This window comes from Pseudomonas graminis (assembly GCF_013201545.1).
In the GTDB taxonomy this organism is placed as follows: domain Bacteria; phylum Pseudomonadota; class Gammaproteobacteria; order Pseudomonadales; family Pseudomonadaceae; genus Aquipseudomonas.
The window spans coordinates 844,736-868,098 of the sequence record NZ_CP053746.1; the positions used below are offsets into that span (position 1 = coordinate 844,736).

The window sequence follows — 23,363 nt, forward strand, 5'->3', positions numbered from 1 at the left end:
AGATTTGCGGCGCCGAAACTGTGGGAGTGAGCTTGCTCACGAAGGCGGCGCATCAGGTTCATCAATGCCGCTTGAACAGACGCATTCGCGAGCAAGCTCGCTCCCACGGGGATCTACGTTAAAGCTAGGCTCGGGTTATTACACCACCATCGCCGGAGCCTTTTCGCACAGCGTATTCAGCGCCTTCGCCCAGTTCGGGTCGTCGTTCAGGCATGGAATCAGCACCAGCTCCTCACCCCCCGCCTCCCTGAACTGCTCGGCACCCCGGTCGCCAATCTCTTCCAGCGTCTCGATGCAGTCCGCGACAAACGCCGGGCACATGACCAGCAGCTTCTTCACGCCTTTAGCCGCCAGTTCGGCCAAGTGCGGCTCGGTGTAGGGTTCGATCCATTTTGCGCGGCCCAGTCGCGACTGAAACGACACCGACCACTTGCCATCGGGAATCCCCATCAGCTTGGCGAACTCTGCCGATGAACGCATGCACTGCGCGCGGTAGCAAACCGCCAGAACTTCTGGAGACGCCGTTTCGCAGCAGTTGCCACTCTTGAAGCAGTGATTGCCGGTCGGGTCGAGCTTGGTGATATGCCGCTCGGGCAGGCCGTGAAAACTCAGCAACAGATGATCGTAATTCTGCTGCAAATGCGGCCGCACGCTCGCCACCAGGGCGTCGAGGTATTCCTGTTGATTGAAGAACGGCTTCAACAACGAAAAGTCGAAGTTCAGCTTTTTGTCACGCACTACGCGTTTGGCTTCTTCGATGACCGTGGTCACGGTGCTGTCGGCGAACTGCGGATACAGCGGCGCCAGGGTGACCTTTTTAATGCCCTGGGCTGCCAGGCGGGTGAGCACGGTCTCAATCGAAGGCTCGCCATAACGCATCGCCAGCTCGACCGGTCCGTGTTTCCACTCATTGACCATGGCCTGCTGAAGTCGCTTGCTCAGCACCACCAGCGGCGAACCCTCGTCCCACCAGATCGAGGCGTATGCGTGGGCCGACTGCTCCGGGCGCTTGATCAGAATCAGCGAGACGATCAGGCGACGCACTGGCCACGGCACGTCAATAACGTAAGGGTCCATCAGAAACTGATTGAGGTAGCGGCGCACGTCGGCAACCGACGTGGACGCTGGCGAACCCAGGTTAACCAGCAATAAAGCGTGATCGGTCATGCAACACCTTGATGTCAGTGGCGGCCCAGAAGGTTTTCCAGGGCCGCACGCAGATCAGTGAATCGGAAAGTGAAACCCGCCTCCTGGAGACGGTCTGGCCGGGCGCGCTGACCGCCCAGCAGCAGGATCGACAGCTCGCCCAGCAGCACTCGGAGCGCAACGGCCGGCATCGGCATGAATGACGGGCGATGCAGCACGGACGCAAGGGTCTTGGCAAAATCCCGGTTGCGAACCGGTGATGGCGCGCAGGCATTATAAGGACCTCGGCCATCGTCCCGACTCATCAGAAAATCAATCAGGGCGATTTGATCTTCGATGTGAACCCACGGCATCCATTGGCGTCCGTTGCCGATCGGCCCGCCCATGCCCATCTTGAATGGCGGCAACAGTCGTTGCAGCATGCCGCCTTCATCGGCCAACACCAGACCGGTGCGCACCAGCACCACGCGAATGCCCAAGGTTTCGGCACGTTGCGCGGTCTCTTCCCAGGCAATGCACAGGCGACTGGCGAAATCCTCACTGACCGGTTGCGCATTTTCGTCGAGCTCGCGCTCCCCGCCGTCGCCATACCAGCCCACCGCCGAGCCGGAAATCAGTACGTCAGGTTTCTGCTCGCGGCGCTCAAGCCACGTGACGAGTTGCTCGGTCAGGGTAATGCGGCTGTCCCACAGCAGTATTTTGCGTTTGCGAGTCCAGGGGCGGTCGGCGATGGGCGCGCCGGCCAAGTTGACCACCGCATCGACGTGTTGAGTGCCAATGTCATCGAAGTGTGCAATTCCGCGAACATTGGCGCCGCAGAGCCGCGCCACCTCATCGGGTTTGCGACTCAAGACCGTCAACTGATGGCCCTGTGCGAGCCAGTGCTTACACAAACGACGCCCTATCAAGCCTGTACCGCCGGTCAGCAAGATGTGCATGACTGAGTTCCTTACGTGGCGTTCATCGCAATTGCGGAGTCTATTTCTTCACAAGCCATGAGCTCGTGTGCGGAGTGATCACTCAACTCTAGGTCACCTTGGCGTGATCCACTCCCTCGCTGTTCGTTAGGACAGCCCGATCGTGCAGTTGAACGATTGAAGCAAAGCGTCAGACTTGTCAGCGAGCCCTTGGAAAGGTCCGCGTCCTGCGTGTGCAGGGCGACAACTTATACCGAAAAACGGCATTGTACAGCTTTTGCCTGAGGCGTAGTCTGTGCAGACAAGGTAACGAGGCCCCTATGACTGTCCCCATCGCAATCATCGGTACCGGCATCGCCGGACTCTCCGCCGCCCAGGCGTTGCAAGCCGCCGGGCATAGCATTCACCTTTTCGACAAGAGCCGCGGCAGTGGCGGCCGGATGTCCAGCAAACGCAGCGATGCTGGCGCATTGGACATGGGCGCGCAGTACTTCACGGCCCGCGACCGCCGCTTTGCCTCCGCTGTGCAGCAGTGGCAGGCCGATGGTCATGTGGCCGAGTGGACCCCGCTGCTCTACAACTTCCATGGCGGAAAACTCAGCCTGTCACCTGACGAGCAGGTGCGCTGGGTCGGCACGCCGCGCATGAGCGCGATCACCCGGGCCATGCTCGGCGACATGCCGGTGACCTTCTCCTGCCGCATCACCGAAGTCTTTCGTGGCGAACAACACTGGAATCTGCTGGACGCCGACGGCCAAAGCCATGGCCCGTTCAGTCAGGTCGTGATCGCCATCCCCGCGCCTCAAGCCACAACCCTGCTGGCTGACGCACCGAAACTGGCGAGCGTCGTGGCGGGCGTAAAGATGGAGCCGACCTGGGCGGTCGCTCTGGCGTTTGATATCCCGCTGGACACGCCCCTCGAAGGCTGCTTCGTGCAGGACAGCCCCATCGACTGGCTGGCCCGCAATCGCAGCAAACCCGGTCGCGACAGCCAGATGGACACCTGGATTCTGCACGCCACCAGCATCTGGAGCCGTCAGCATCTGGACATGACCAGAGAGGACGTCATCGATCAGTTGCACGGCGCGTTTGCCGAGCTGATGAATTGCGCGATGCCAGCCCCGGCGTTCACCCTCGCCCACCGCTGGCTGTACGCAAGGCCTGCTGGCGGGCGCGAAGTCGGCGCGTTGTCCGATCCCGATCTGGGTCTGTATGTCTGCGGCGACTGGTGCCTGTCGGGCCGGGTAGAGGGGGCATGGCTGAGTGGTCAGGAAGCCGCGCGGCGTCTGCTGGAACACCTCAAATGAATCGACTCAATCCGCGTAAGCTGCTGCTATCGAAATGGACGGCAGCGGCCCCCCAAAACCGTGAAAAACACTTTCTGGTCACCGAGCTGTTCTGTGATGTAGAAGGCACGGTCCTGGAGATCGAACTGCAAGCAGTGATGACCAAACGCAGTCAGAAGCTGGCTTGGCAGACGTTGCAGAATGACCAGACCTGGCAAATGGGCTGGAAGTAAAGCACACGCAAATTACCGCACCCATCCCCTTGCTGCGCCTAAAACGCAGCACTTGTCGCTTCATGCCTCCGATCTTGTACAAATTATTTGACTTGCAGAACCACAAACCTATGATGAGCAAAGTTGTACAGACTAAAGAATCTGTATAAGAAGTTCTTCGAGGGGTCGTCATGTCTGCAGTACTCGGTCATTCATCAGAGCAAGCCTCCAAACCTAAGCTGGGCGTCAGTGCCTGCCTGATGGGTGTGGAGGTTAGGTTCAATGGCGGGCACAAGGAATCACACCTTCTGACCCGCGCCCTCACCGAATATTTCGATTTCGTGCCGGCGTGCCCCGAGGTCGCCATTGGTATGGGCATCCCTCGCGAAGCCATTCGTTTGGTGGGTGACACGGATCATCCTCGGGCGGTTGGTACGGTTCATCACGCGATGGATGTGACTGAGCAACTGGCTGACTATGGCGAGCACATGGCCAAGGAGATGAGCGATATCTGCGGCTACATCTTCATGCAGAAATCGCCGTCGTGTGGCCTGGAACGCGTCAAGGTTTACCGCGATAACGGCGTGCCGTTCGAAACAGGTGGACGCGGCATCTATGCCCAGGCGTTCTGCGCGCGTCACCCTGATCTGCCGGTCGAAGAAGACGGTCGTTTGAACGACCCGGTTCTGCGGGAGAATTTCATCACCCGCGTGTTTGCCTACGCCGCCTGGCAGACGCTGCTGAAGAGCGGCATCACTCGCCGCTCATTGACCGAGTTTCATGCCCGCTATAAATACCAGCTCATGGCCAACGATCCGGTCCAGTACAAAACGCTGGGGAATCTACTGGGCACCATGGGCCGAAACGACCCGGCTGAAATCGCCCCGCGCTATTTCAGTCAACTGATGAGCGCGCTGAAGCAACCAGCCACCCGACGTACCCACACCAACGTGCTGCAGCATCTGTGCGGTTATCTGCGCCAGACCCTCAGCGCTTCCGACAAGAAAGAAATCCAGGGCGTCATCAATCAGTACCACCAGGGCATCGTGCCTCTGGTCGTGCCGCTGACGCTGCTCAAACATCATTTCCGCCGACACCCCGATCCGTACATTGCGCTGCAGGTTTATCTGCAGCCACATCCGGAAAACCTCAGTCTGCGCAACGCGATTTGAACATGACCACTACCGAGCAAGAACCGCCGGAAGGCGACCCGCAGGACGCCGCGAACGCTTTTGAAAACGGCTGGCTGCCGATTCGCGAAATCGCCCGACTGACCGGCGTTAACGCAGTGACCCTGCGCGCCTGGGAACGCCGATACGGCCTTATCGTTCCGCACCGCACGCCCAAGGGCCATAGGCTTTACAGCAACGAGCATGTGGACCGCGTGCTGACCATTCTCACGTGGCTTAACCGTGGCGTGTCGGTCAGTCAGGTCAAGCAACTGATCGACGATCAGCAGGCGGCACCGCCGAATGTCGAGAATGACTGGGACATTCTTCGTCAGACCCTTCAGGAAGCCATCGGCGCCCTGGCCGAGCGGCGCCTGGACGATTCACTCAACCGCGCCATGTCGTTGTACCCGCCGCGCACGCTCTGTGAACAACTGTTACTGCCGCTGCTGGCGTCACTTGAGCAGCGCTGGCAAGGCCAGTTCGGCGCGCAGCTGGAGCGGGTGTTTTTCTATTCGTGGCTGCGCAGCAAGTTTGGCGCCCGGCTTTACCACAACAACCGTCAGGTCAGCGGCGCGCCCTTGCTGCTGGTCAACCAGTCCGATCTGCCGCTCGAGCCGCATCTGTGGCTGACCGCGTGGCTGCTCAGCAGTGCCGATTGCCCCGTGGAAGTGTTCGACTGGCCTTTGCCGGCAGGCGAGCTCGCCCTGGCCTGTGAGTACCTCAAGCCGCGCGCAGTGCTGTTGTATTCCAGCAAGTCTCTGAACGTCGGCCAACTGCCCCGCCTGCTGCACAACATCGAGTGCCCGAAGCTGATCGTCGGGCCCGCAGTGCGCATTCATTCGACGGAATTATCCGCCGCAGAGGGTGAAGTCTCCGGCCTGTCCCTCGCCGAAGACCCTTTGACCGCCCAGGCCGCCTTGCAGCGGCTAGGGCTCATCTAAGGAATAACTATGCAATTGATATGGCTGCGCAGCGATCTGCGTGTGCATGACAACACGGCGCTGAGCGCTGCCATGGAACAGGGCCCGACGCTTGCCGTGTACATGATCAGCCCGGGCCAGTGGCAAAGCCATGACGATGCCCCATGCAAAGTCGATTTCTGGCTGCGCAACCTTCGCGAATTGAGCAAGGCACTTGCGGCGCTCAATGTCCCTTTGCTGATCGTCCATGCGGACACGTGGTCGCAGGCGCCCAAGGCGTTGCTTGGGTTGTGTCAGCAACACGGGATCGACAGCGTGCACGTCAACGACGAGTACGGCATCAACGAGACCAAACGCGATTGTGACGTTGAGAAGGCACTCGATGGCGCCGGCGTTCTGTTTCATCGCCACCTCGACCAGCTGTTTTTTCAGCCTGGCAGCGTGCTCACCAAGAGCGGCGGGTATTTCAAGGTTTTCACGCAATTCCGCAAGGTCTGTTACGCCCGTTTGCATTACTCGATGCCGGCGCTGGTTGCGCTGCCCAGAGCGCAGCAGAAGTTGTCCGGCAAAAGTGATGTCGTGCCGGATGCGGTCAAGGGTTTCGCCGCACCGAATGATACCCTGCGTTCACTCTGGCCCGCCGGTGAAGATGAGGCGCGTGATCGCCTGCAAAGCTTCACCGACGAGCAAGTGCATTACTACGATCAAGAGCGCGACTTCCCCGCCAAGCCCGGGACCAGCCAGCTGTCTGCGTACCTGGCTGCCGGCGTGATTTCCCCGCGCCAGTGCCTGCATTCGGCACTGCGCAGCAACAATGGCGAGTTCGAGACCGGTAACTCGGGCTCAGTCACCTGGATCAACGAGCTGCTCTGGCGTGAGTTTTACAAGCACGTGCTGGTGGGCTTCCCCCGTGTCTCCCGTCATCGCGCCTTCCGCCCGGAAACCGAAGCGCTGAAATGGCGCAACTCGCCCGAGGATCTGGAGGCCTGGCAGCAGGGCCGGACCGGCCTGCCGATTGTCGACGCCGCCATGCGTCAGCTGCTTGAGACAGGCTGGATGCACAATCGCCTGCGGATGATTTCGGCCATGTTCCTGACCAAGAATCTGCTGATCGACTGGCGTGAAGGTGAGCGTTTCTTCATGCAGCACCTGATCGACGGCGATCTCGCCTCGAATAACGGCGGCTGGCAGTGGAGTTCATCAACCGGCACCGATGCGTCGCCTTACTTTCGGATCTTCAATCCGCAAAGTCAGTCGGAGCGCTTCGACCCTGAGGGCCGATTCATCAAACAGTGGGTGCCTGAACTGGCTGAGCTGAACAAGCGCGACATTCATAACCCCGCCGCGCTGGGCGGCCTGTTCAGCGCTGAGGGTTATCCCGCGCCCATCGTTGATTTGAAAGCCAGCCGCGAACGCGCCCTGCAAGCGTTCAAGTCGCTGCCCCAACGGCAGACGGAGACGCAGGAGAATGGGTGAGCATTCGTCACGCCGGTTCGCGGTCCGCTGCGCGGTGATTTAAACTGCCGCCCATGACGACCGTTATCCCTTCGCTTCAACTCCCTGCCGAACCCGCAATCACGTGTTCCACCTGCGCGGCCTGCTGCTGCCAGCTGGAGGTCATGTTGATCACCGACACCGGCGTGCCCGAGCGTTACATCGACACCGATGACTGGGGAGGCGAAGTCATGCTGCGCCTGGACGATGGCTGGTGCGCGGCACTGGATCGCGACACGATGATGTGCACGATCTACGACCGTCGGCCGTTGATTTGCAGGGAATTCGAAATGGGTGCGTCGGAGTGTATTGCCGAGCGAGAGGGGATTGCGACGGCGTATCTGTGATTACTGTTTGCCTGAGTCAGCCGCGTTGGCTGACCTTCCCGGTTAAAGCCGGTCCTACCATGTGCTGCGTCGGTTGGACCGGCTTCAGCCGAGAAGAAGCGAAGGGTACGTTGCAATTGCGGTCAAGCCCGCTCCTGCAATGAAACACTCGAGCGCTTAGAACGGCATCGTGTAGTGAATCGCGTAGCTTTCGATGCCGTCATTGTTGGTGGTCATGCCGCCGTTGGAGTAGTGAGTGGCGCGCAGGCCGACTTCATGTCCACCGGCAAAGCGCAGACCAAAACCCAAACGGTCTTCAAACTGGAACGCGCTGCCCAGCTTGTTACCTTCCACTTCGGTGCGCTGGAACACAGCGGCGCCGATACCCGCTTCGATGTAAGGCTTGACGCTCTCACCCGAGAACTCATAAACGAATACCGGGGAGAACGACAGGCTGTTGTTGCTGGAGTTCTTGTCGCCTTCCCAGTATGTATAGGCGCCGCTCCAATAGCCGGTCAGGCGACCGACACCGGTTTGCCACCAGCTTTTATCCCAATCAAACTGCGCACCCAGACGATAAGTCATGGTGGATTCGCCAGTTTGTCCTACGGAAAACTCGACCCCATCAGCTTGAGCCATTGCGCTTTGCCCCAACAGAGCAGCCGCAATCGCAGCCAAACAAAACAGTCGCTTCATCTGAAACATCCTATTTTTCGAAAGCAGTTAGAAATTTTTTATATCGACAGAAGTGCTGTAGAAGCCGGCAGCTGAACTTTAGTTCACCCACAGCCGAAGCTATTCACGTTTTTTTCACGAAACGAAGCTTCGCACATTGTCGGAGTTGTTACAAAGCACGCGTAGGACGTTTCTGAAATCTTCTGGATCGCCGGTCGTCCAGAACTGCGTGGTCTGAGGATGACCGTTCGCCAACAGCTCGCGCTCGCCCAATAACCGCTGCAACTGCCGGGCTACAGCAGCGCCGGTGTCGATCAGTGTGATGGACGCAGGAATCATTTCCCGCAGCAATGGCTTGAGAAACGGGTAATGGGTGCAGCCCAGAATGATGGTGTCGCAGCCTGCAGCGAGTAACGGCGCGACGTAACTCTGCAACAGTTGCCGAATCGTCGGGCTGACCAGGTCGCCCGTTTCGATCAACTCCACCAGTCCCGGACAAGGTTGCGTGATGACTTGTACATCGGCTGCGAAGCGATCGAGCAATGCGGCGAATTTAGCGCTCTGCAAGGTGCCCGTAGTTGCCAGCACACCGACGACACCGGTTCGCGTCGCCGCGGCCGCAGGTTTGACCGCAGGCTCCATGCCCACCAGCGGCCAGTCAGGGTAGCGGAGGCGCAAGTCAGCGATACCGGCCACCGTTGCCGTATTGCAAGCGATCACCAGCGCCTTGGCGCGTTGACGGTGGAAGAAGTCAGCAATCGTTACGCAACGTTCGCGAATGAATTCGGGGGTTTTCTCGCCATAGGGGATGTGGCCGCAATCGGCGAGATAGAGCAGCGATTCCCGTGGCAGCAACTGCTGTATTTCCGCCAGCACCGACAACCCGCCGACGCCGGAATCAAACACCGCCACCGGCGCATCGCTGTCTCTATTCATGCTCGACGGCAGCTCGAGGGCCGGTACCGCACACGCTGCAGCCCGGATCGCGTTTGACTTTCAACTCGCGGAATCGCGTGCTCAATGCATCGATCAGCAGCAGTCGTCCGACCATCGGCTCGCCGAATCCGGCCAGCAGCTTGAGGGCCTCAAGGGCCTGCAAACTGCCCACCAGCCCCACCAAAGGGCCGATCACGCCGGCTTCGCTGCAGGTCAATTCGGTTTCGCTGCCATGCCCGTACAGGCAGTGGTAACAAGGGCTCTCTGGACGGCGCGGGTCGAACACCGACAGTTGCGCTTCCAGGCGAATTGCAGCGCCGCTGACCAGCGGTTTGCAGGCGGCGACGCAGGCCGCATTGACCGCCTCGCGCGTCGAGAAATTGTCCGAGCAGTCCAGCACCAGATCGACCCCGGCCACGGCTGCCGCCAGTGAGTCGGCATCCAGGCCCGCGCGATGGGCCACCAGTGTGATCTGCGGATTGATGGCGGTGAGCCGGGTGATGGCTGAATCGACTTTGCTTAAACCCACGCTCGGGGTGTCGTGAATGATCTGGCGTTGCAGGTTGGTCAGATCGACACTGTCGAAATCAGCCAGATGCAATGCTCCGACGCCGGCCGCCGCCAGATACAACGCTACAGGCGAACCCAGTCCGCCGAGGCCGACAATCAAAACGCGGCTCTGTTTGAGGCGCAGCTGGCCGTCGATGTCGACCTGTTGCAGAAGGATCTGCCGGCTGTAGCGCAGCAGTTCCTCGTCCGTCAGCACGGCACTCGCCCGAAGGTAATGCGCTCGTGGTCGCCCAGGTCGCGGCGGGTCTTGATCTCTTCAAATCCGTGCTCAAGCAACAGCTCGCGCACCGCCGCGCCTTGATCGTAACCATGCTCCAACAAGAGCCAGCCGCCCGCTTCAAGGTGTGCGGGCGCTTGCGACACGATCAGGCGCAAATCGTCCAGGCCATCGGCGCCGGAGACCAACGCGCTGCTTGGCTCGAAGCGCACGTCACCTTCGGCCAGATGAGGGTCGTCGGAGGCAATGTACGGGGGATTGCTCAGGATCAGGTCGAAACGCTGCCCCTCGACGGCACTGAACCAGTGACTGTGCAAGACCTTGGCGTTATCCAGATGCAGGCGCTGGCGGTTGCGTTCGGCAAGCTCGACCGCGTCTTCAACGCGATCCACCGCCGTGACGCTCCACTGCGGACGATCCTTGGCCAGCGACAGCGCGATGGCACCGGTGCCAGTGCCGAGATCGAGCAGTGTGTGAGGAATCGCACCGGGCAAAAGCTCCAGCGCGGTTTCCACCAGCATCTCGGTTTCGGGCCGCGGGATGAGCGTATGGGGCGCGACTTCCAGGTCGATGTTCCAGAACCCTTGCAGGCCCAGGATGTACGCGACGGGTTCACCGGTTCGACGACGCTTGAGATAGCCGTCGAAAGCGTGCGCCGCTTCGGTGCTGACAATACGCTCGGGCCAGGTGTGCAAAAAGCTGCGTGGCTTGCCCAGGGCAGCGGCCAGCAACAATTCTGCATCCAGACGCGCTGTCGGAGAATCCGGCAACTCGGCGCTTCTTAACAAGCTGGCGATGATGGTCATTTAATCACCCAGTGCCGCAAGTTGATCTGCCTGATACTCGGCAAGTAACGGTTCTATCACTGCATCGACCCCGCCGGCCAGAACTTCATCAAGGGAATAGAGCGTCAGGTTCACGCGGTGATCCGTGACTCGCCCCTGTGGGAAATTGTAAGTACGAATGCGTTCCGAGCGATCCCCGGAACCTACCAGCAATTTGCGCTCGCTGGCGATGGCGTTGGCCGCTGCAGCGGTCTGCTGATCATTGAGCTTGGCCGACAGCCAGGACATCGCCCGCGCACGGTTTTTGTGCTGCGAACGTTCTTCCTGGCATTCCACCACGATGCCGGACGGCAAGTGCGTAATGCGGATGGCCGAATCGGTCTTGTTGACGTGCTGACCACCGGCGCCGGAGGAGCGATAGGTATCAACGCGCAAGTCTGACGGGTTGATCTCGATGGTCTGCTGTTCGTCAGGCTCTGGCAACACCGCTACCGTACACGCAGACGTGTGAATGCGTCCCTGGGATTCGGTTTCCGGCACTCGCTGAACGCGATGCACGCCCGACTCGAATTTCAGCTTGCCGTAGACCTGCTCGCCTTCGACCCGCGCAATGACTTCCTTGTAGCCGCCATGCTCGCCGATGTTCTCGGACAAAATCTCGACACGCCAGCCACGTCGCTCGGCGTAGCGGGAATACATGCGAAACAGGTCGCCGGCAAAGATAGCGGCTTCGTCGCCACCGGTGCCGGCGCGGATTTCCAGAAACACGTTGCGGCCATCGTTCGGGTCTTTGGGCAGCAGCATTTTCTGCAGGTCAGCCTCAAGCACCAGTAACTGATCCTTGGCTTCGCGCACTTCCTCTACGGCCATTTCACGCATGTCGGGGTCGCTGTCCTTGAGCAGCGCCTGCGCGCCCTCGAGGTCGGCCTGCACTTTCTGCAGTTGTCGGTACACCTGGATCACGGGCTCGACTTCGGCGTACTCACGGGAATACGCGCGAAATTTGGTCTGGTCGGAGATGACTTCGCCATCGCCAAGCAGCGCGGTCAATTCCTCGAAACGGTCGCTGAACACGTCCAGCTTATTAAGCAGTGAAGCTTTCATCGCGGGGATTTATCCGTGAAGCCCTCGTTGAGGGCAAAGAGTTCCTGGGCCATGGCCAGCGCATCAACGCGGCCTTCAGCGGAGAGCTTTTTGAGTTGCACGCTGGGAGCGTGCATCATTTTGTTCGTCAGGCCACGTGCCAGCGCCATCAATACATCCTCGGCGTTGCTGCCATTGGCGAGCATGCGCTGGGCCTTCTGCAATTCTTCGTCACGCAGGCGTTCGCTCTGCTGACGATACGCCTTGAGCACGTCAACCGCCGCCAGCTCGCGCAGGCGAGACATGAAGTCGTCTACGCCCACACTGACCAGCTCTTCGGCCGCCTGCGCCGCACCCTGGCGACTCTTGAGGTTTTCAGCGACGACTTCGTGCAGATCGTCCACGGTGTAGAGGTAGACGTCGTCCAGCTCTCCAACTTCGGGTTCGATATCGCGCGGCACGGCGATGTCGACCATGAAGATCGGCTTGTGCTTACGCAGCTTCAGCGCGCTTTCAACGGCACCCTTGCCCAGAATCGGCAACTGACTGGCCGTCGAGCTGATGACGATGTCGCTGTTGACCAGCTCGGCCGGGATGTCAGCCAGTAGCACGGCATGGGCACCGAACTGCTCGGCGAGAATGTTCGCGCGCTCGAGCGTGCGGTTGGCAACGACAATACGCTTGACCCCGAGATCATGGAGGTGGCGCGCGACCAGGGTGATGGTCTCCCCCGCCCCGATGAGAAGCGCCTGACTGCGCTGCAGGTCGCTGAAAATCTGCTTGGCCAGGCTGACGGCCGCAAAGGCGACGGACACCGGGTTCTCGCCGATGGCCGTGTCGGTGCGCACCTGTTTCGCAGCGCTGAAGGTGGCCTGAAACAGCCGCCCGAGCAAGGGGCCGACCGTGCCAGCCTCCCGGGCAACGGCATAAGCCGATTTCATCTGGCCGAGGATCTGCGGCTCGCCCAGTACCAGCGAATCCAGCCCCGACGCCACGCGCATCATGTGACGCACCGCTGCGTCGTCCTCATACACATAGGCACTGGCGCGAAGTTCATCGACGTTCAGGTGGTGATAATCCGCCAGCCAGCGCAATACGACGTCGGCAGTCAGTTGATCCTGTTCGATATACAGTTCGCTGCGATTGCAGGTAGAGAGAATGGCCGCTTCACGGCTGCGAGTCAGACGACAGAGCTGCTGCAGCGCCTCAACCAGCTGTTCAGGCGTAAATGCCACGCGCTCGCGGACATCGACTGAAGCAGTCTTATGGTTGATACCCAGAGCAAGAAAGGCCATTAAGGTCGCAGATGGTGACGTGAAGCCGGCAATTGTCCTACTTCGGTAGATTCAGGACAACCACCGCAATACATTCAGAACGTCCGCAGCGCACGATTGTCCCTATACAGGTTGCGTATCACCGGCTCTGGCCTGCGACAAAATGTCCGCGCTCAGGCTGTAGATCGAGCGTATCCAGATTTCGCGCGGGCTGTGGGTTTGCTCCCGGCCTTGTGTCATGATGCTTCCAAACCGCAGGTAAGCCGCCCCTCTTCTATATGAATAAATCCTCCGCGCTGTTCCTTGCCCTTGTCGCTCTGAGTGGCTGCCAGTCTACGGCCTCCGTTTCTATGGAGCCGTCCGTTCCGGCGAAAGAAGCGCCGCCCGCGCCCGAGGCCAAACCTCAGGTGTATGGCTCGTTTACTCAGGACACCGTCGTCAGCCTGTTGACCGCCGAGCTTGCCGGCCAGCGCAACCGCTTCGACATCGCGCTGGACAACTACGTGACCCAGGCGATCCAGACCCAGGATCCGGGGATATCCGAGCGCGCCTTCCGCATCGCCGAGTACCTGGGCGCCGATCAGGCCGCTCTCGACACGTCGATGATCTGGGCGAAAAACGATCCAGGCAATCTCGAGGCACAGCGCGCGGCAGCCATCCAGCTGGCGCGGGCCGGGCGCTACGACGATTCCATGCGCTATATGGAGAAAGTCCTTCAGGGTCAGGGCGACACGCATTTTGACTTCCTCGCGCTGTCGGCATCGGAAACCGATTCCACTACGCGCAAGGGGCTGATTACCAGCTTCGACCGCCTGTTGGCGAAGTACCCGAAAAATGGTCAGCTAATTTTCGGCAAAGCACTCTTGCTTCAACAGGAAGGCGACAGTGCCGCCTCGCTGAAACTGCTCGAAGACAACCCACCGGGTGAAGGCGAAGTGGCGCCGATCCTGCTTCGCGCCCGCTTGCTGCAAAGCATGGACCGCGGCAAGGAAGCGATCCCGCTGCTGGAAAAAAGCATCAAGAAATACCCGGACGACAAGCGTCTGCGCCTGACCTATGCGCGCATGCTGGTGGAGCAGAACCGCATGGAAGACGCCAAGGTGCAGTTTTCCAGCCTTGTTCAGCAGTATCCGGATGACGACGAGCTGCGTTATTCGCTCGCCCTCGTGTGCCTGGAAAACAAGGCATGGGATGAAGCGCAGGGTTATCTCGAAGACCTCGTTGCTCGCGGCAGTCACGTCGACTCTGCCCACGTAAACCTCGGCCGCATTTACGAAGAGCGCAACGATCCACAAACCGCCCTCAGCGAATACGCTCAGGTGGGTGCCGGCAGCGACTTCCTGCCAGCACAGTTGCGTCAGGCCGACATCCTCATGAGCAATGGCAACACTGCCGAGGCGTCGAAGCGGCTGGCTCAGGCACGTGCGGATCAACCCGATTACGCCATTCAGCTGTATCTGGTCGAAGCCGAGACCCTGGCCAATAACAACCAGAGCGATCGCGGCTGGCAGGTATTGAGCCAGGCGCTCAAGCAGTACCCGGACGATTTGAATCTGCTCTATACCCGTTCGATGCTGGCCGAGAAACGCAACGATCTGAAGCAAATGGAGAGCGACCTGCGGGCCATTCTCAAGCGCGAACCGGACAACGCCATGGCGCTGAACGCTCTGGGCTATACGCTCTCTGACCGAACGACGCGCTACGCCGAAGCCAAGGAGCTGATCGAACGCGCGCACCAGCTCAACCCGGAAGACCCGGCGGTGCTCGACAGCCTCGGCTGGGTCAACTACCGCCTGGGCAATCTGGATGAAGCTGAGCGCCTGCTGCGCCAGGCGCTCGAGCGCTTTCCGGATCACGAAGTCGCCGCGCACCTGGGCGAAGTCCTGTGGGCCAAAGGCGAGCAGCGTGAAGCCCGCAAAGTGTGGGGCAAGGCCCTTGAACAACAACCTGACAGCCCGGTCCTGCGCAGCACCATCAAGCGCCTGACCGGCGCCGAGACCCTTTGAATTTATGCAACTGCGCCACGTACTCGTATTCAGCCTGATCGCCCTGCTCGCCGGTTGTGCCGGCATGTCTTCCCGCGAAGCCGTACAAGGCAAGGGTGACGCCAATCAATGGCGTGTTAACAAAGAACAACTGAGCAGCCTCGACGGCTGGCAGATCAATGGCAAGGTCGGCATCCGCGCGCCGAAGGATTCCGGCAGCGGCACGCTGTTCTGGCTGCAACGCCAGGATTATTACGACATTCGCCTGTCCGGCCCGCTGGGTCGCGGTGCTGCCCGCCTGACCGGTCGCCCCGGTGCTGTGTCGCTGGAAGTCGCCAATCAGGGCCGCTACGACGCGCCGGATCCGGAAACCCTGCTCAAGGATCAGCTCGGCTGGAAACTGCCGGTGTCGCATCTGGTCTGGTGGGTACGCGGCCTTCCCGCCCCCGACAGCAAAAGCAGCCTGACCCTTGACGGTGACAGTCGCTTGTCCAGCCTCGAACAGGACGGCTGGCAGATCGAATACCTGAGCTACACCCAGCAGAACGGTTTCTGGTTGCCTGAACGGATGAAACTTCACGGCCAGGATCTGGACGTCACGCTGGTCATCAAGGATTGGCAACCACGCAAACTGGGGCAATGAGCATGTCGCAAGCACGACTGACACTGCCCGCCCCTGCTAAATTGAATCTGATGCTGCACATCACCGGACGGCGCGCCGACGGTTATCACGAACTGCAGACGCTCTTTCAGTTTCTCGATTACGGCGACGAACTCAGTTTCGCGCTTCGCGACGACGGCGAAGTGCGGCTGCAGACGGAAATCGCCGACGTCCCTCACGACAGCAATCTGATCGTGAGAGCGGCTCGTGCGCTAAAGGAAGCATCCGGCTCTCCGTTCGGCGTCGATATCTGGCTGAAAAAAATCTTGCCCATGGGTGGCGGCATTGGCGGCGGAAGCTCGGATGCGGCAACAACATTGCTCGGCCTGAATCATCTCTGGCAGCTTGGCTGGGATGAGGATCGGCTGGCGGGGCTGGGCCTCAAGCTTGGCGCTGACGTGCCGGTTTTCGTGCGTGGACACGCTGCTTTTGCTGAGGGAATCGGCGAGATACTGACTCCCGTCACCCCCGAAGAACCTTGGTATCTGGTGCTAGTGCCGCAAGTATCTGTAAGTACAGCAGAAATTTTTTCAGATCCGCTGTTGACACGTGACACTCCGCCCATTAAAGTGCGCCCCGTTCCCAAGGGAAACAGTCGAAACGACTGCTTACCGGTTGTAACGAGGCGATATCCAGAAGTTGGTAACGCTTTGAATTTGTTAGGTAAATTTACCGAAGCAAAATTAACCGGAACTGGAAGTTGTGTGTTTGGGGCCTTCCCAAGCAAAGCTGAAGCTGATAAAGTCTCGGCCCTTCTTACAGAGACCCTTACAGGGTTTGTAGCAAAAGGCGCAAACATCTCGATGTTGCACCGCAAGTTACGAACACTGCTCTAAAAGGAACCGAGTGCCAGGCACTCGTGCAACAGATACAGGGGCGTCGCCAAGCGGTAAGGCAGCAGGTTTTGATCCTGCCATGCGTTGGTTCGAATCCAGCCGCCCCTGCCATTTTCCTATAGTCATCCAGGCATACCCTAAGCCTCCAGGTACTGCGCGTGTCCAAGATGATGGTCTTTACGGGGAACGCCAACCCCGATCTGGCTCGGCGTGTCGTACGTCAGCTGCATATCCCTCTCGGTGACATCTCTGTTGGAAAGTTCTCCGACGGTGAGATTACCGCTGAGATCAATGAAAACGTTCGCGGTAAAGACGTCTTCATTATCCAGCCGACCTGCGCTCCGACCAACGATAACCTGATGGAACTCGTCGTGATGGCTGATGCCTTCCGTCGCTCCTCGGCCACTCGTATCACTGCTGTAATTCCTTACTTTGGTTATGCCCGCCAAGATCGCCGTCCGCGTTCCGCCCGTGTGGCTATCAGCGCTAAAGTGGTTGCGGACATGCTCACCGTCGTCGGTATCGACCGTGTGCTGACTGTCGACCTGCACGCGGACCAGATTCAAGGCTTCTTCGATATTCCGGTAGATAACATCTACGGCTCCCCGGTTCTGGTGGATGACATCGAAGACCAACGCTTCGAAAACCTGATGATTGTTTCCCCGGATATCGGCGGCGTCGTGCGTGCACGTGCTGTTGCCAAATCCCTGGGCGTCGATCTGGGCATCATCGACAAACGCCGCGAGAAGGCCAACCACTCCGAAGTGATGCACATCATCGGTGATGTCGAAGGCCGTACCTGTATTCTCGTCGACGACATGGTCGATACCGCCGGCACCCTGTGCCACGCGGCCAAGGCGCTGAAAGAACACGGCGCTGCCAAGGTCTTTGCGTATTGCACACACCCTGTTCTGTCGGGCCGTGCAATCGAGAACATCGAAAATTCCGTGCTGGACGAACTGGTGGTGACGAACACCATCCCGTTGTCCGCTGCAGCACAGGCCTGTGACCGTATCCGTCAACTGGATATCGCACCGGTAGTCGCTGAGGCGATGCGTCGCATCAGCAATGAAGAATCGATCAGCGCGATGTTCCGATAAGGGCCCTGCCCTGCCGAACCATCCGTTGACGAAAAGCGCCCCGCCCCGACACCAAATGCCGGGGCGGGGCTTTTTTGCCCATACCGTGTCTGGCGCTGGTCGCAAACGCCGCTCGGTCATGGCTATTTTGGAGATACAAAATGAACGAATTTACTCTGAACGCTCAAGCGCGTAATGACCTGGGGAAAGGTGCGAGCCGCCGCCTGCGTCGTCTCGCCGCCCAAGTCCCAGCCGTTGTCTACGGCGGTGGCAAGGAAGCTGTTTCGATCACCATCGAAGCCAAGGAAATTGCCAAGCTGTTCGAAAACGAAGCTGCTTTCAGCCACGTTATCGAATTGAATGTCGATGGCGCCAAGCAGAACGTACTGATCAAGGCCATGCAGCGTCACCCGGCCAAGCAGTTCATCATGCACGCCGACTTCATCCGCGTCGTAGCTGGCCAGAAACTGACCGCTATCGTTCCAGTGCACTTCATCAACGAAGAAGCACCGGTCAAAAAAGGCGGCGAGATCTCGCACACTACCACTGAGCTGGAAGTGACCTGCCTGCCGAAAGACCTGCCTGAGTTCATTGAAGTTGACCTGGGCGCGCTGGAAATCGGTGACAACGTTCACCTGTCCGACGTCAAGGCACCGAATGGTGTTGAATTCGTCGCTCTGGCGCACGGCAAGGACCTGGACATCGCTAACGTCCACGCCCCTCGCATCGTCCAGGACGAAGAAGAAGGCACCGCAGAAGGCGAAGCAGAGTAATCATTACTCGCTAGCCGGTTGAACCCGTGATGGTGCTCGCCATCATCACACTCGACCCAAGGAAGAGCCCCTGACGTGACCGCCATCCAACTGATCGTCGGCCTGGGAAATCCAGGCCCCGAATACGAACAGACCCGGCATAACGCAGGGGCTCTTTTCGTTGAGCGTATTGCCAGCGCCCAGCGTGTCAATCTGACCGCTGACCGCAAATATTTCGGCCTGACGGCTAAGTTCAGTCATCAGGGCCAAGACGTTCGTCTGCTGATTCCTACCACGTACATGAACCGCAGCGGCCAGTCCGTCGCGGCTCTGGCGGGTTTCTTCCGGATTCCTCCGCAAGCCATTCTGGTGGCCCACGACGAACTCGACCTGCCTCCGGGCGTCGCCAAACTCAAACTGGGTGGCGGGCACGGCGGGCATAACGGGCTGCGCGACATCATTGCGCAGCTCGGCAACCAGAACGGCTTCCACCGCCTGCGGCTTGGCATCGGCCACCCGGGCGACGCCAGTCTGGTGTCCAATTTCGTTCTGGGTCGAGCGCCACGCGCCGAGCAGGAAAAACTGGATGCCAGCATCGACTTTGCCCTCGGCGTGCTGCCGGATGTACTCGCTGGCGACTTCGCCAAGGCGATGCGCGTCCTGCACAGCCAGAAGGCCTGACATCACTCGAGGGGAAACACCATGGGATTCAACTGCGGCATCGTCGGCCTGCCCAACGTCGGCAAGTCCACCCTGTTCAACGCCCTGACCAAGTCCGGTATCGCGGCGGAGAACTTTCCCTTCTGCACCATCGAACCGAACACCGGCATTGTGCCCATGCCGGACCCGCGCCTGCAGGCCCTGGCCGATATCGTCAACCCGAAGCGTATCCTGCCGACCACGATGGAATTCGTCGACATCGCCGGGCTGGTAGCCGGTGCCTCCAAAGGTGAAGGCCTGGGCAACAAGTTCCTCGCCAACATTCGCGAGACTGACGCCATCGCCCACGTTGTGCGCTGCTTCGAAGACGAGAACGTGATTCACGTTTCCAACAGCGTCGACCCGAAGCGCGACATCGAGATCATCGATCTGGAACTGATTTTCGCTGATCTCGACAGCTGCGAGAAGCAACTGCAGAAAGTCACGCGCAACGCCAAGGGCGGTGACAAGGACGCAGTGGTCCAGAAAGGCCTGCTGGAACAACTCATTGCTCACTTCACACTGGGCAAACCTGCCCGCAGCCTGATGAAGAGCATGAGCGCCGATGAGAAAGCCGTCATCAAGGGCTTTCATCTGCTGACCACCAAGCCGGTCATGTACATCGCCAACGTTGCTGAAGACGGCTTCGAGAACAACCCGCACCTGGACGTGGTTCGCGCCATCGCCGAAGAGGAAGGCGCAATGCTGGTGCCGGTCTGCAACAAGATCGAGGCAGAAATCGCCGAACTCGACGACGGCGAAGAAAAGGACATGTTCCTGGAGGCCCTGGGCCTTGAAGAGCCTGGTCTGAACCGCGTGATCCGTGCCGGCTACGAAATGCTGCACCTGCAGACCTACTTCACTGCCGGCGTCGAAGAAGTTCGTGCATGGACCGTCCGTGTCGGCGCCACCGCGCCACAGGCTGCCGGCGTGATCCACACCGATTTCGAAAAAGGCTTTATCCGCGCCGAGTGCGTCGCCTACAACGACTTCATCCAGTACAAGGGCGAGGCCGGTGCCAAGGAAGCGGGCAAATGGCGCCTGGAAGGCAAGGACTACATCGTCAAGGATGGCGACGTTCTGCACTTCCGCTTCAACGTCTAACGCCCTCGTGGACCTCCACGAACCTCGTTGAACGTCAAAGCCCGCGTGTCAATCAGTGATCCGCGGGCTTTGTGCGTTTAGTGCAGCTCAGACAATCGGCTGCGCCGCGCGAAACAGCAGCACCACGCCTTCGCGCTTGAGCGTGACCTCGCGAAAATGCGTACGCAGGTGGGCCTCGAAACCGGCCTGGGTGTCCTGACTGTTTCCAAAGATGCCTTTCTTGTTGTACACCGCCATCAGCTTGCGGCCAAAGCCGTTGTGCCCCGCCTCATCCCCCAAAATCGTTGCGCCAAACAATACGCCGTCCGGGGTCAGATTGTGCTTAAGGTGAGCGAAGATCGCCGCCTTGGCGTCCAGCGGGCCTGGCAGGCAATGCAGCAGATAGAACAGCGATATCGAATCGAAGCGCTCGTTCCCGGGGATCGGCGTCATCACGTCATGCTGAAGGGTGCGCGTGTCTGGCCGGCCGATCCTGCGCTTGGCGGCAGCGAGGCTGCTTGGGTTGAGGTCCATCAAGGTGATTTGGGTGCTCGGTGGCAACTTGGCTTTCGCCAGGTAGTAACCCGTGCCGACGCCAATATCCAGATGGTGCGCACGAACAGTGGCGCGGAAGAACGGCAACAGCACCTCATCGGTCGGGCAGCGCCAGGCATACCGATTGGAAATGCCCAGCACCCAGGCGTCGTACAACGCCAACGTAAGGGGCGAATAAACCGCCGCACCTGCGGCACTGCTATCGGTCATGGAAAAATCCCCTACGGCTATGGGTATCGAAATACGAAGAGAAGGCGACGGATCTTATACGTCGCCATGCTTTCGTCTTTCAACCCACGCCGCACGCGCGCGTATGAGGACGTGAACGTCATTCGCACTCATGCCTTGTATGCGCGGCTTACCCCAGCTGGAATCTCGCGGTGTTGTCGCTCAAAGCCCGGCTGCCTTTGGTCAGGGTGTCTGCAGCCTGATTGACCGCACGCGCGCCTTCCAGCAAACGGCCCGCAGCCTGATCCACCTGCTGGATGTTGCCACTCACCTCATCCGCCGTCGCGGCCTGCTCTTCAACCGCCGTGGCGATCTGCGCCAGCGTGTCAGTGACGACCTGCACGGCGCTGGCAATCTCTTCCAGCCGCTCACCCAGCCCGGTCACCGACTGCGCGTCACTCACCGCCTGACCACACGCCGCCTCCATCAGGCTGACGGCCTGGCTGACCGTTGAGCGCAAACTGTCCACGGTCCCGGCAATTTGTGCGGTTGAGGCCTGGGTCCGCTGCGACAAGCTGCGCACTTCGTCGGCCACCACGGCGAAACCGCGCCCTTGCTCGCCGGCACGCGCTGCTTCTATCGCAGCGTTAAGCGCCAGCAAATTGGTCTGTTCGGCAATGCCGCGAATGGTGTCGACCACGGACTGAATCTGCTGCCCCTGCTCGCTGACCTTGCTCAACGCGTTAGCGGTGTCGGTCAGTTTCTGGTTCAGTTGCTGAATGCTCGCCGTGGTGCGTTGGCTGTCGCGACTGCTGTCCTCGGCGATGCGTCGGGTGGCCTGGGCGCTGCCGGACGCTGCTTCACAGCTGCGGGCAACGCCCATGGACGTCGCGGCCAGCTCGGTGGCCGCCGCCGCAATCTGGCTGATCTGCTGCTGTTGATCTTCGACTTCGTTGAGCGTGCTGCCGGATTGCGCGTTGAGGGTCAGCACCGCAGAGCCCAGCTGCTGGGTTTCGTGATTGACGCCCAACAGACTGGTGCGCAGTTGCACTACCGCAACGTTGAGTGCGGTGCTGATGGCTGCCAGTTCGTCACGCCCTTCAACGGCGACCTCAACGCACAAATTGCCGTCGCGCAGGGACTCGGCCAAGGTCGTAATGCCCTTGGCGCTGCGCTGAATCGACGCCTGGAGGCACATGAAGAGATACAGCGCCGCGAGCGCGAGAATGCTGAAAATCGCGGCCACCGGCACAAACTGCTGAGTGGCCTGTTCATGGTAATAATCGAGTCGGCTGGTGAGTGACGACAGTGACTGCTTGCGCAGGGCCGCCAGTCCGTCGCTGACGTTATCGACGCTGCGTTCGAAAGCGGCCGGGTCGAGCTTGATGCTGCCGCCGAACACACCGTCGTCGAGCACTTTCAGCTCGGTATCAAGGCGCTGAAGACTGTCTTCATACTGACGCGTCCAGACCTCGATGCCCGGGTAAGCCTTGGCTTTTAGCGAGCCTACTGCTTTGACCAACTGATCGCGGGCGTCGCCGATGCGACTGCGCAGGTCGCGCATCTGAAGACGGCTCTGCAATGAGAACTGACCGGACGCGATCGACGACTGGCCGATACTTGCCATGCGCCCTACCCGCTCGACAAGGTCCGGCGCCTGCTGCGTGGCGATTTGCATCAGCAAGTAGGTTTCAAGCCAGGGATCGAGGATCAATCCGCTGTCCATCGCGATCTGTTCACGAAGACTCTGCAGCGCCGTGAGCGCGGACGTGAAGCGATCATAACCATCCGGCCACCAGCCGACTGTACGCAGGGAATCTGAATCCATCCCTTTGACTGAGGCTTGCAGCGCCTGATACCGAGTCATGATGTCGCCACTGGCGTTCTGCGCCTTTAGCTCATCGCCAAGGGACGCCAGGGTTCGAGTCAACTCAGGGTTGGCAGCATCCAGCGCGTTCATGGCGGCCTTCGCGGCCGGTGTCGGATCCCGAAGAATGTCGACGGCCTTCCAGCGCGCGGCGCGGTTGCGCTGGGCCGTGAGCTGCACATCCAACGCATCGAGCGCCATCAGTTGGCGCACGCCAGCTTGTTCCTGGGAAATCACCGCAAGCTTGCTGCGGTAATCCTGGCCGATCATCCACAGGCTGCCCGCGAGCGGCAAGATGAACAAAAAGAAGAGCACCTGAAACTTGCGCGCGAACCCGAGACGTCCGAGCAGGCGGATGCCTGGCGACAAAAGACTCTGCATAGCCGACTACTCCTCACCGACAGACCGCTGCTTGATCCATGATGATCACAGCGCTGCCTTACATTCTTACCGGCAAAATGCCATGTCTATGTTTAGAAAACGATAACCGCCCATCCTCGATGCAAAGAACGGGTTTGGGCTTATCGAGATCTGCCGCCGCTTTCATCTATAGCGGCAGCGATGCGGCAGGCATAAGCAAAAACCGGACCGATAGCACGAAGCCATCAAACCGGGCACCCGATCGAGGACAGTGCAGGGTGCATGCGCGAAAGTGGGGCAAAAGC

At 59.8% G+C, this 23,363-nt stretch carries 23 protein-coding genes and 1 tRNA gene; 14 read left to right on the forward strand and 10 right to left on the reverse strand.

What is annotated here, in order from left to right; all coding sequences use genetic code 11:
* Positions 1 to 138 precede the first annotated feature (138 nt).
* Together hemH and FX982_RS03890 are read right to left on the reverse strand one after the other, a co-directional pair.
* On the reverse strand, positions 139 to 1,167 hold the full coding sequence (hemH, locus tag FX982_RS03885) for a ferrochelatase (RefSeq protein WP_172609712.1): 1,029 nt from the start codon (positions 1,165 to 1,167) through the stop codon (positions 139 to 141).
* Positions 1,168 to 1,181: 14 nt separating this feature from the next.
* Positions 1,182 to 2,084: a TIGR01777 family oxidoreductase gene (locus FX982_RS03890; protein WP_172609713.1), complete on the reverse strand. Its 903-nt coding sequence runs from the start codon at positions 2,082 to 2,084 to the stop codon at positions 1,182 to 1,184.
* Positions 2,085 to 2,383: 299 nt separating this feature from the next.
* Here FX982_RS03890 and FX982_RS03895 point away from each other — a divergent pair, with 299 nt between their 5' ends.
* From FX982_RS03895 to FX982_RS03920, 6 genes are all read left to right on the forward strand, one after another.
* Entirely contained in the window at positions 2,384 to 3,370 is a 987-nt protein-coding gene (locus FX982_RS03895) for an NAD(P)/FAD-dependent oxidoreductase (protein ID WP_172609714.1), read from the forward strand.
* A complete protein-coding gene (locus FX982_RS03900; protein WP_172609715.1) occupies positions 3,367 to 3,582 on the forward strand; it encodes a TIGR02450 family Trp-rich protein in 216 nt (71 codons plus the stop codon). Before FX982_RS03895 ends, FX982_RS03900 begins: the two co-directional genes overlap by 4 nt.
* 170 nt (positions 3,583 to 3,752) lie before the next feature.
* Positions 3,753 to 4,733: a YbgA family protein gene (locus FX982_RS03905; protein WP_172609716.1), complete on the forward strand. Its 981-nt coding sequence runs from the start codon at positions 3,753 to 3,755 to the stop codon at positions 4,731 to 4,733.
* 2 nt (positions 4,734 to 4,735) lie between these two features.
* The gene (locus tag FX982_RS03910) at positions 4,736 to 5,674 is read left to right on the forward strand and encodes a MerR family transcriptional regulator (protein ID WP_172609717.1); all 939 of its coding nucleotides are present in this window, start codon (positions 4,736 to 4,738) and stop codon (positions 5,672 to 5,674) included.
* 9 nt (positions 5,675 to 5,683) lie between these two features.
* Complete coding sequence (gene phrB / locus FX982_RS03915; protein WP_172609718.1) at positions 5,684 to 7,129, forward strand: deoxyribodipyrimidine photo-lyase; 1,446 nt, start codon at positions 5,684 to 5,686, stop codon at positions 7,127 to 7,129.
* Positions 7,130 to 7,182: 53 nt separating this feature from the next.
* Positions 7,183 to 7,494, forward strand: coding sequence for a YkgJ family cysteine cluster protein (locus FX982_RS03920; RefSeq protein ID WP_172609719.1), 312 nt, complete (start codon positions 7,183 to 7,185; stop codon positions 7,492 to 7,494).
* A 156-nt stretch (positions 7,495 to 7,650) separates the two neighbouring features.
* Here FX982_RS03920 and FX982_RS03925 read toward each other — a convergent pair whose 3' ends face one another.
* From FX982_RS03925 to hemA, 6 genes are all read right to left on the reverse strand, one after another.
* Entirely contained in the window at positions 7,651 to 8,169 is a 519-nt protein-coding gene (locus tag FX982_RS03925; protein ID WP_122536195.1) for an acyloxyacyl hydrolase, read from the reverse strand.
* A 114-nt stretch (positions 8,170 to 8,283) separates the two neighbouring features.
* Entirely contained in the window at positions 8,284 to 9,084 is an 801-nt protein-coding gene (murI, locus tag FX982_RS03930; RefSeq protein ID WP_172609720.1) for a glutamate racemase, read from the reverse strand.
* A complete protein-coding gene (locus FX982_RS03935) occupies positions 9,077 to 9,850 on the reverse strand; it encodes a molybdopterin-synthase adenylyltransferase MoeB (RefSeq protein ID WP_172609721.1) in 774 nt (257 codons plus the stop codon). The genes murI and FX982_RS03935 overlap by 8 nt, the downstream gene beginning before the upstream one ends.
* A complete protein-coding gene (gene prmC / locus FX982_RS03940; protein ID WP_172609722.1) occupies positions 9,844 to 10,677 on the reverse strand; it encodes a peptide chain release factor N(5)-glutamine methyltransferase in 834 nt (277 codons plus the stop codon). Before prmC ends, FX982_RS03935 begins: the two co-directional genes overlap by 7 nt.
* Positions 10,678 to 11,760, reverse strand: a complete 1,083-nt coding sequence (gene prfA, locus FX982_RS03945) for a peptide chain release factor 1 (RefSeq protein WP_172609723.1) — start codon at positions 11,758 to 11,760, stop codon at positions 10,678 to 10,680. It abuts the gene before it with no gap.
* On the reverse strand, positions 11,757 to 13,034 hold the full coding sequence (gene hemA / locus FX982_RS03950; protein WP_172609724.1) for a glutamyl-tRNA reductase: 1,278 nt from the start codon (positions 13,032 to 13,034) through the stop codon (positions 11,757 to 11,759). The genes prfA and hemA overlap by 4 nt, the downstream gene beginning before the upstream one ends.
* A gap of 257 nt (positions 13,035 to 13,291) precedes the next feature.
* Between hemA and FX982_RS03955 the strand changes: the two genes are divergently transcribed.
* The 8 genes from FX982_RS03955 (at position 13,292) to ychF (ending at position 20,129) form a co-directional block, all read left to right on the forward strand.
* Complete coding sequence (locus tag FX982_RS03955; RefSeq protein ID WP_172609725.1) at positions 13,292 to 15,019, forward strand: tetratricopeptide repeat protein; 1,728 nt, start codon at positions 13,292 to 13,294, stop codon at positions 15,017 to 15,019.
* A gap of 4 nt (positions 15,020 to 15,023) precedes the next feature.
* Positions 15,024 to 15,641, forward strand: coding sequence for a lipoprotein insertase outer membrane protein LolB (gene lolB / locus FX982_RS03960; protein WP_122622592.1), 618 nt, complete (start codon positions 15,024 to 15,026; stop codon positions 15,639 to 15,641).
* 2 nt (positions 15,642 to 15,643) lie between these two features.
* Positions 15,644 to 16,495, forward strand: a complete 852-nt coding sequence (gene ispE / locus FX982_RS03965; protein WP_172609727.1) for a 4-(cytidine 5'-diphospho)-2-C-methyl-D-erythritol kinase — start codon at positions 15,644 to 15,646, stop codon at positions 16,493 to 16,495.
* Between the two features lie 36 nt (positions 16,496 to 16,531).
* Positions 16,532 to 16,606 (forward strand) — tRNA-Gln (locus FX982_RS03970).
* A 47-nt stretch (positions 16,607 to 16,653) separates the two neighbouring features.
* Positions 16,654 to 17,595, forward strand: a complete 942-nt coding sequence (locus tag FX982_RS03975) for a ribose-phosphate pyrophosphokinase (protein WP_037018241.1) — start codon at positions 16,654 to 16,656, stop codon at positions 17,593 to 17,595.
* Between the two features lie 140 nt (positions 17,596 to 17,735).
* Positions 17,736 to 18,347: a 50S ribosomal protein L25/general stress protein Ctc gene (locus tag FX982_RS03980; RefSeq protein ID WP_122622594.1), complete on the forward strand. Its 612-nt coding sequence runs from the start codon at positions 17,736 to 17,738 to the stop codon at positions 18,345 to 18,347.
* 75 nt (positions 18,348 to 18,422) lie between these two features.
* Entirely contained in the window at positions 18,423 to 19,007 is a 585-nt protein-coding gene (pth, locus tag FX982_RS03985; protein ID WP_108120616.1) for an aminoacyl-tRNA hydrolase, read from the forward strand.
* A gap of 21 nt (positions 19,008 to 19,028) precedes the next feature.
* The gene (gene ychF / locus FX982_RS03990) at positions 19,029 to 20,129 is read left to right on the forward strand and encodes a redox-regulated ATPase YchF (RefSeq protein ID WP_065991776.1); all 1,101 of its coding nucleotides are present in this window, start codon (positions 19,029 to 19,031) and stop codon (positions 20,127 to 20,129) included.
* An 87-nt stretch (positions 20,130 to 20,216) separates the two neighbouring features.
* On the opposite strand, the gene FX982_RS03995 is transcribed toward ychF, so the two are convergent.
* Complete coding sequence (locus tag FX982_RS03995; protein WP_172609728.1) at positions 20,217 to 20,873, reverse strand: class I SAM-dependent methyltransferase; 657 nt, start codon at positions 20,871 to 20,873, stop codon at positions 20,217 to 20,219.
* A 148-nt stretch (positions 20,874 to 21,021) separates the two neighbouring features.
* Positions 21,022 to 23,079, reverse strand: coding sequence for a methyl-accepting chemotaxis protein (locus tag FX982_RS04000; RefSeq protein WP_172609730.1), 2,058 nt, complete (start codon positions 23,077 to 23,079; stop codon positions 21,022 to 21,024).
* Between the last annotated feature and the right edge of the window lie 284 nt (positions 23,080 to 23,363).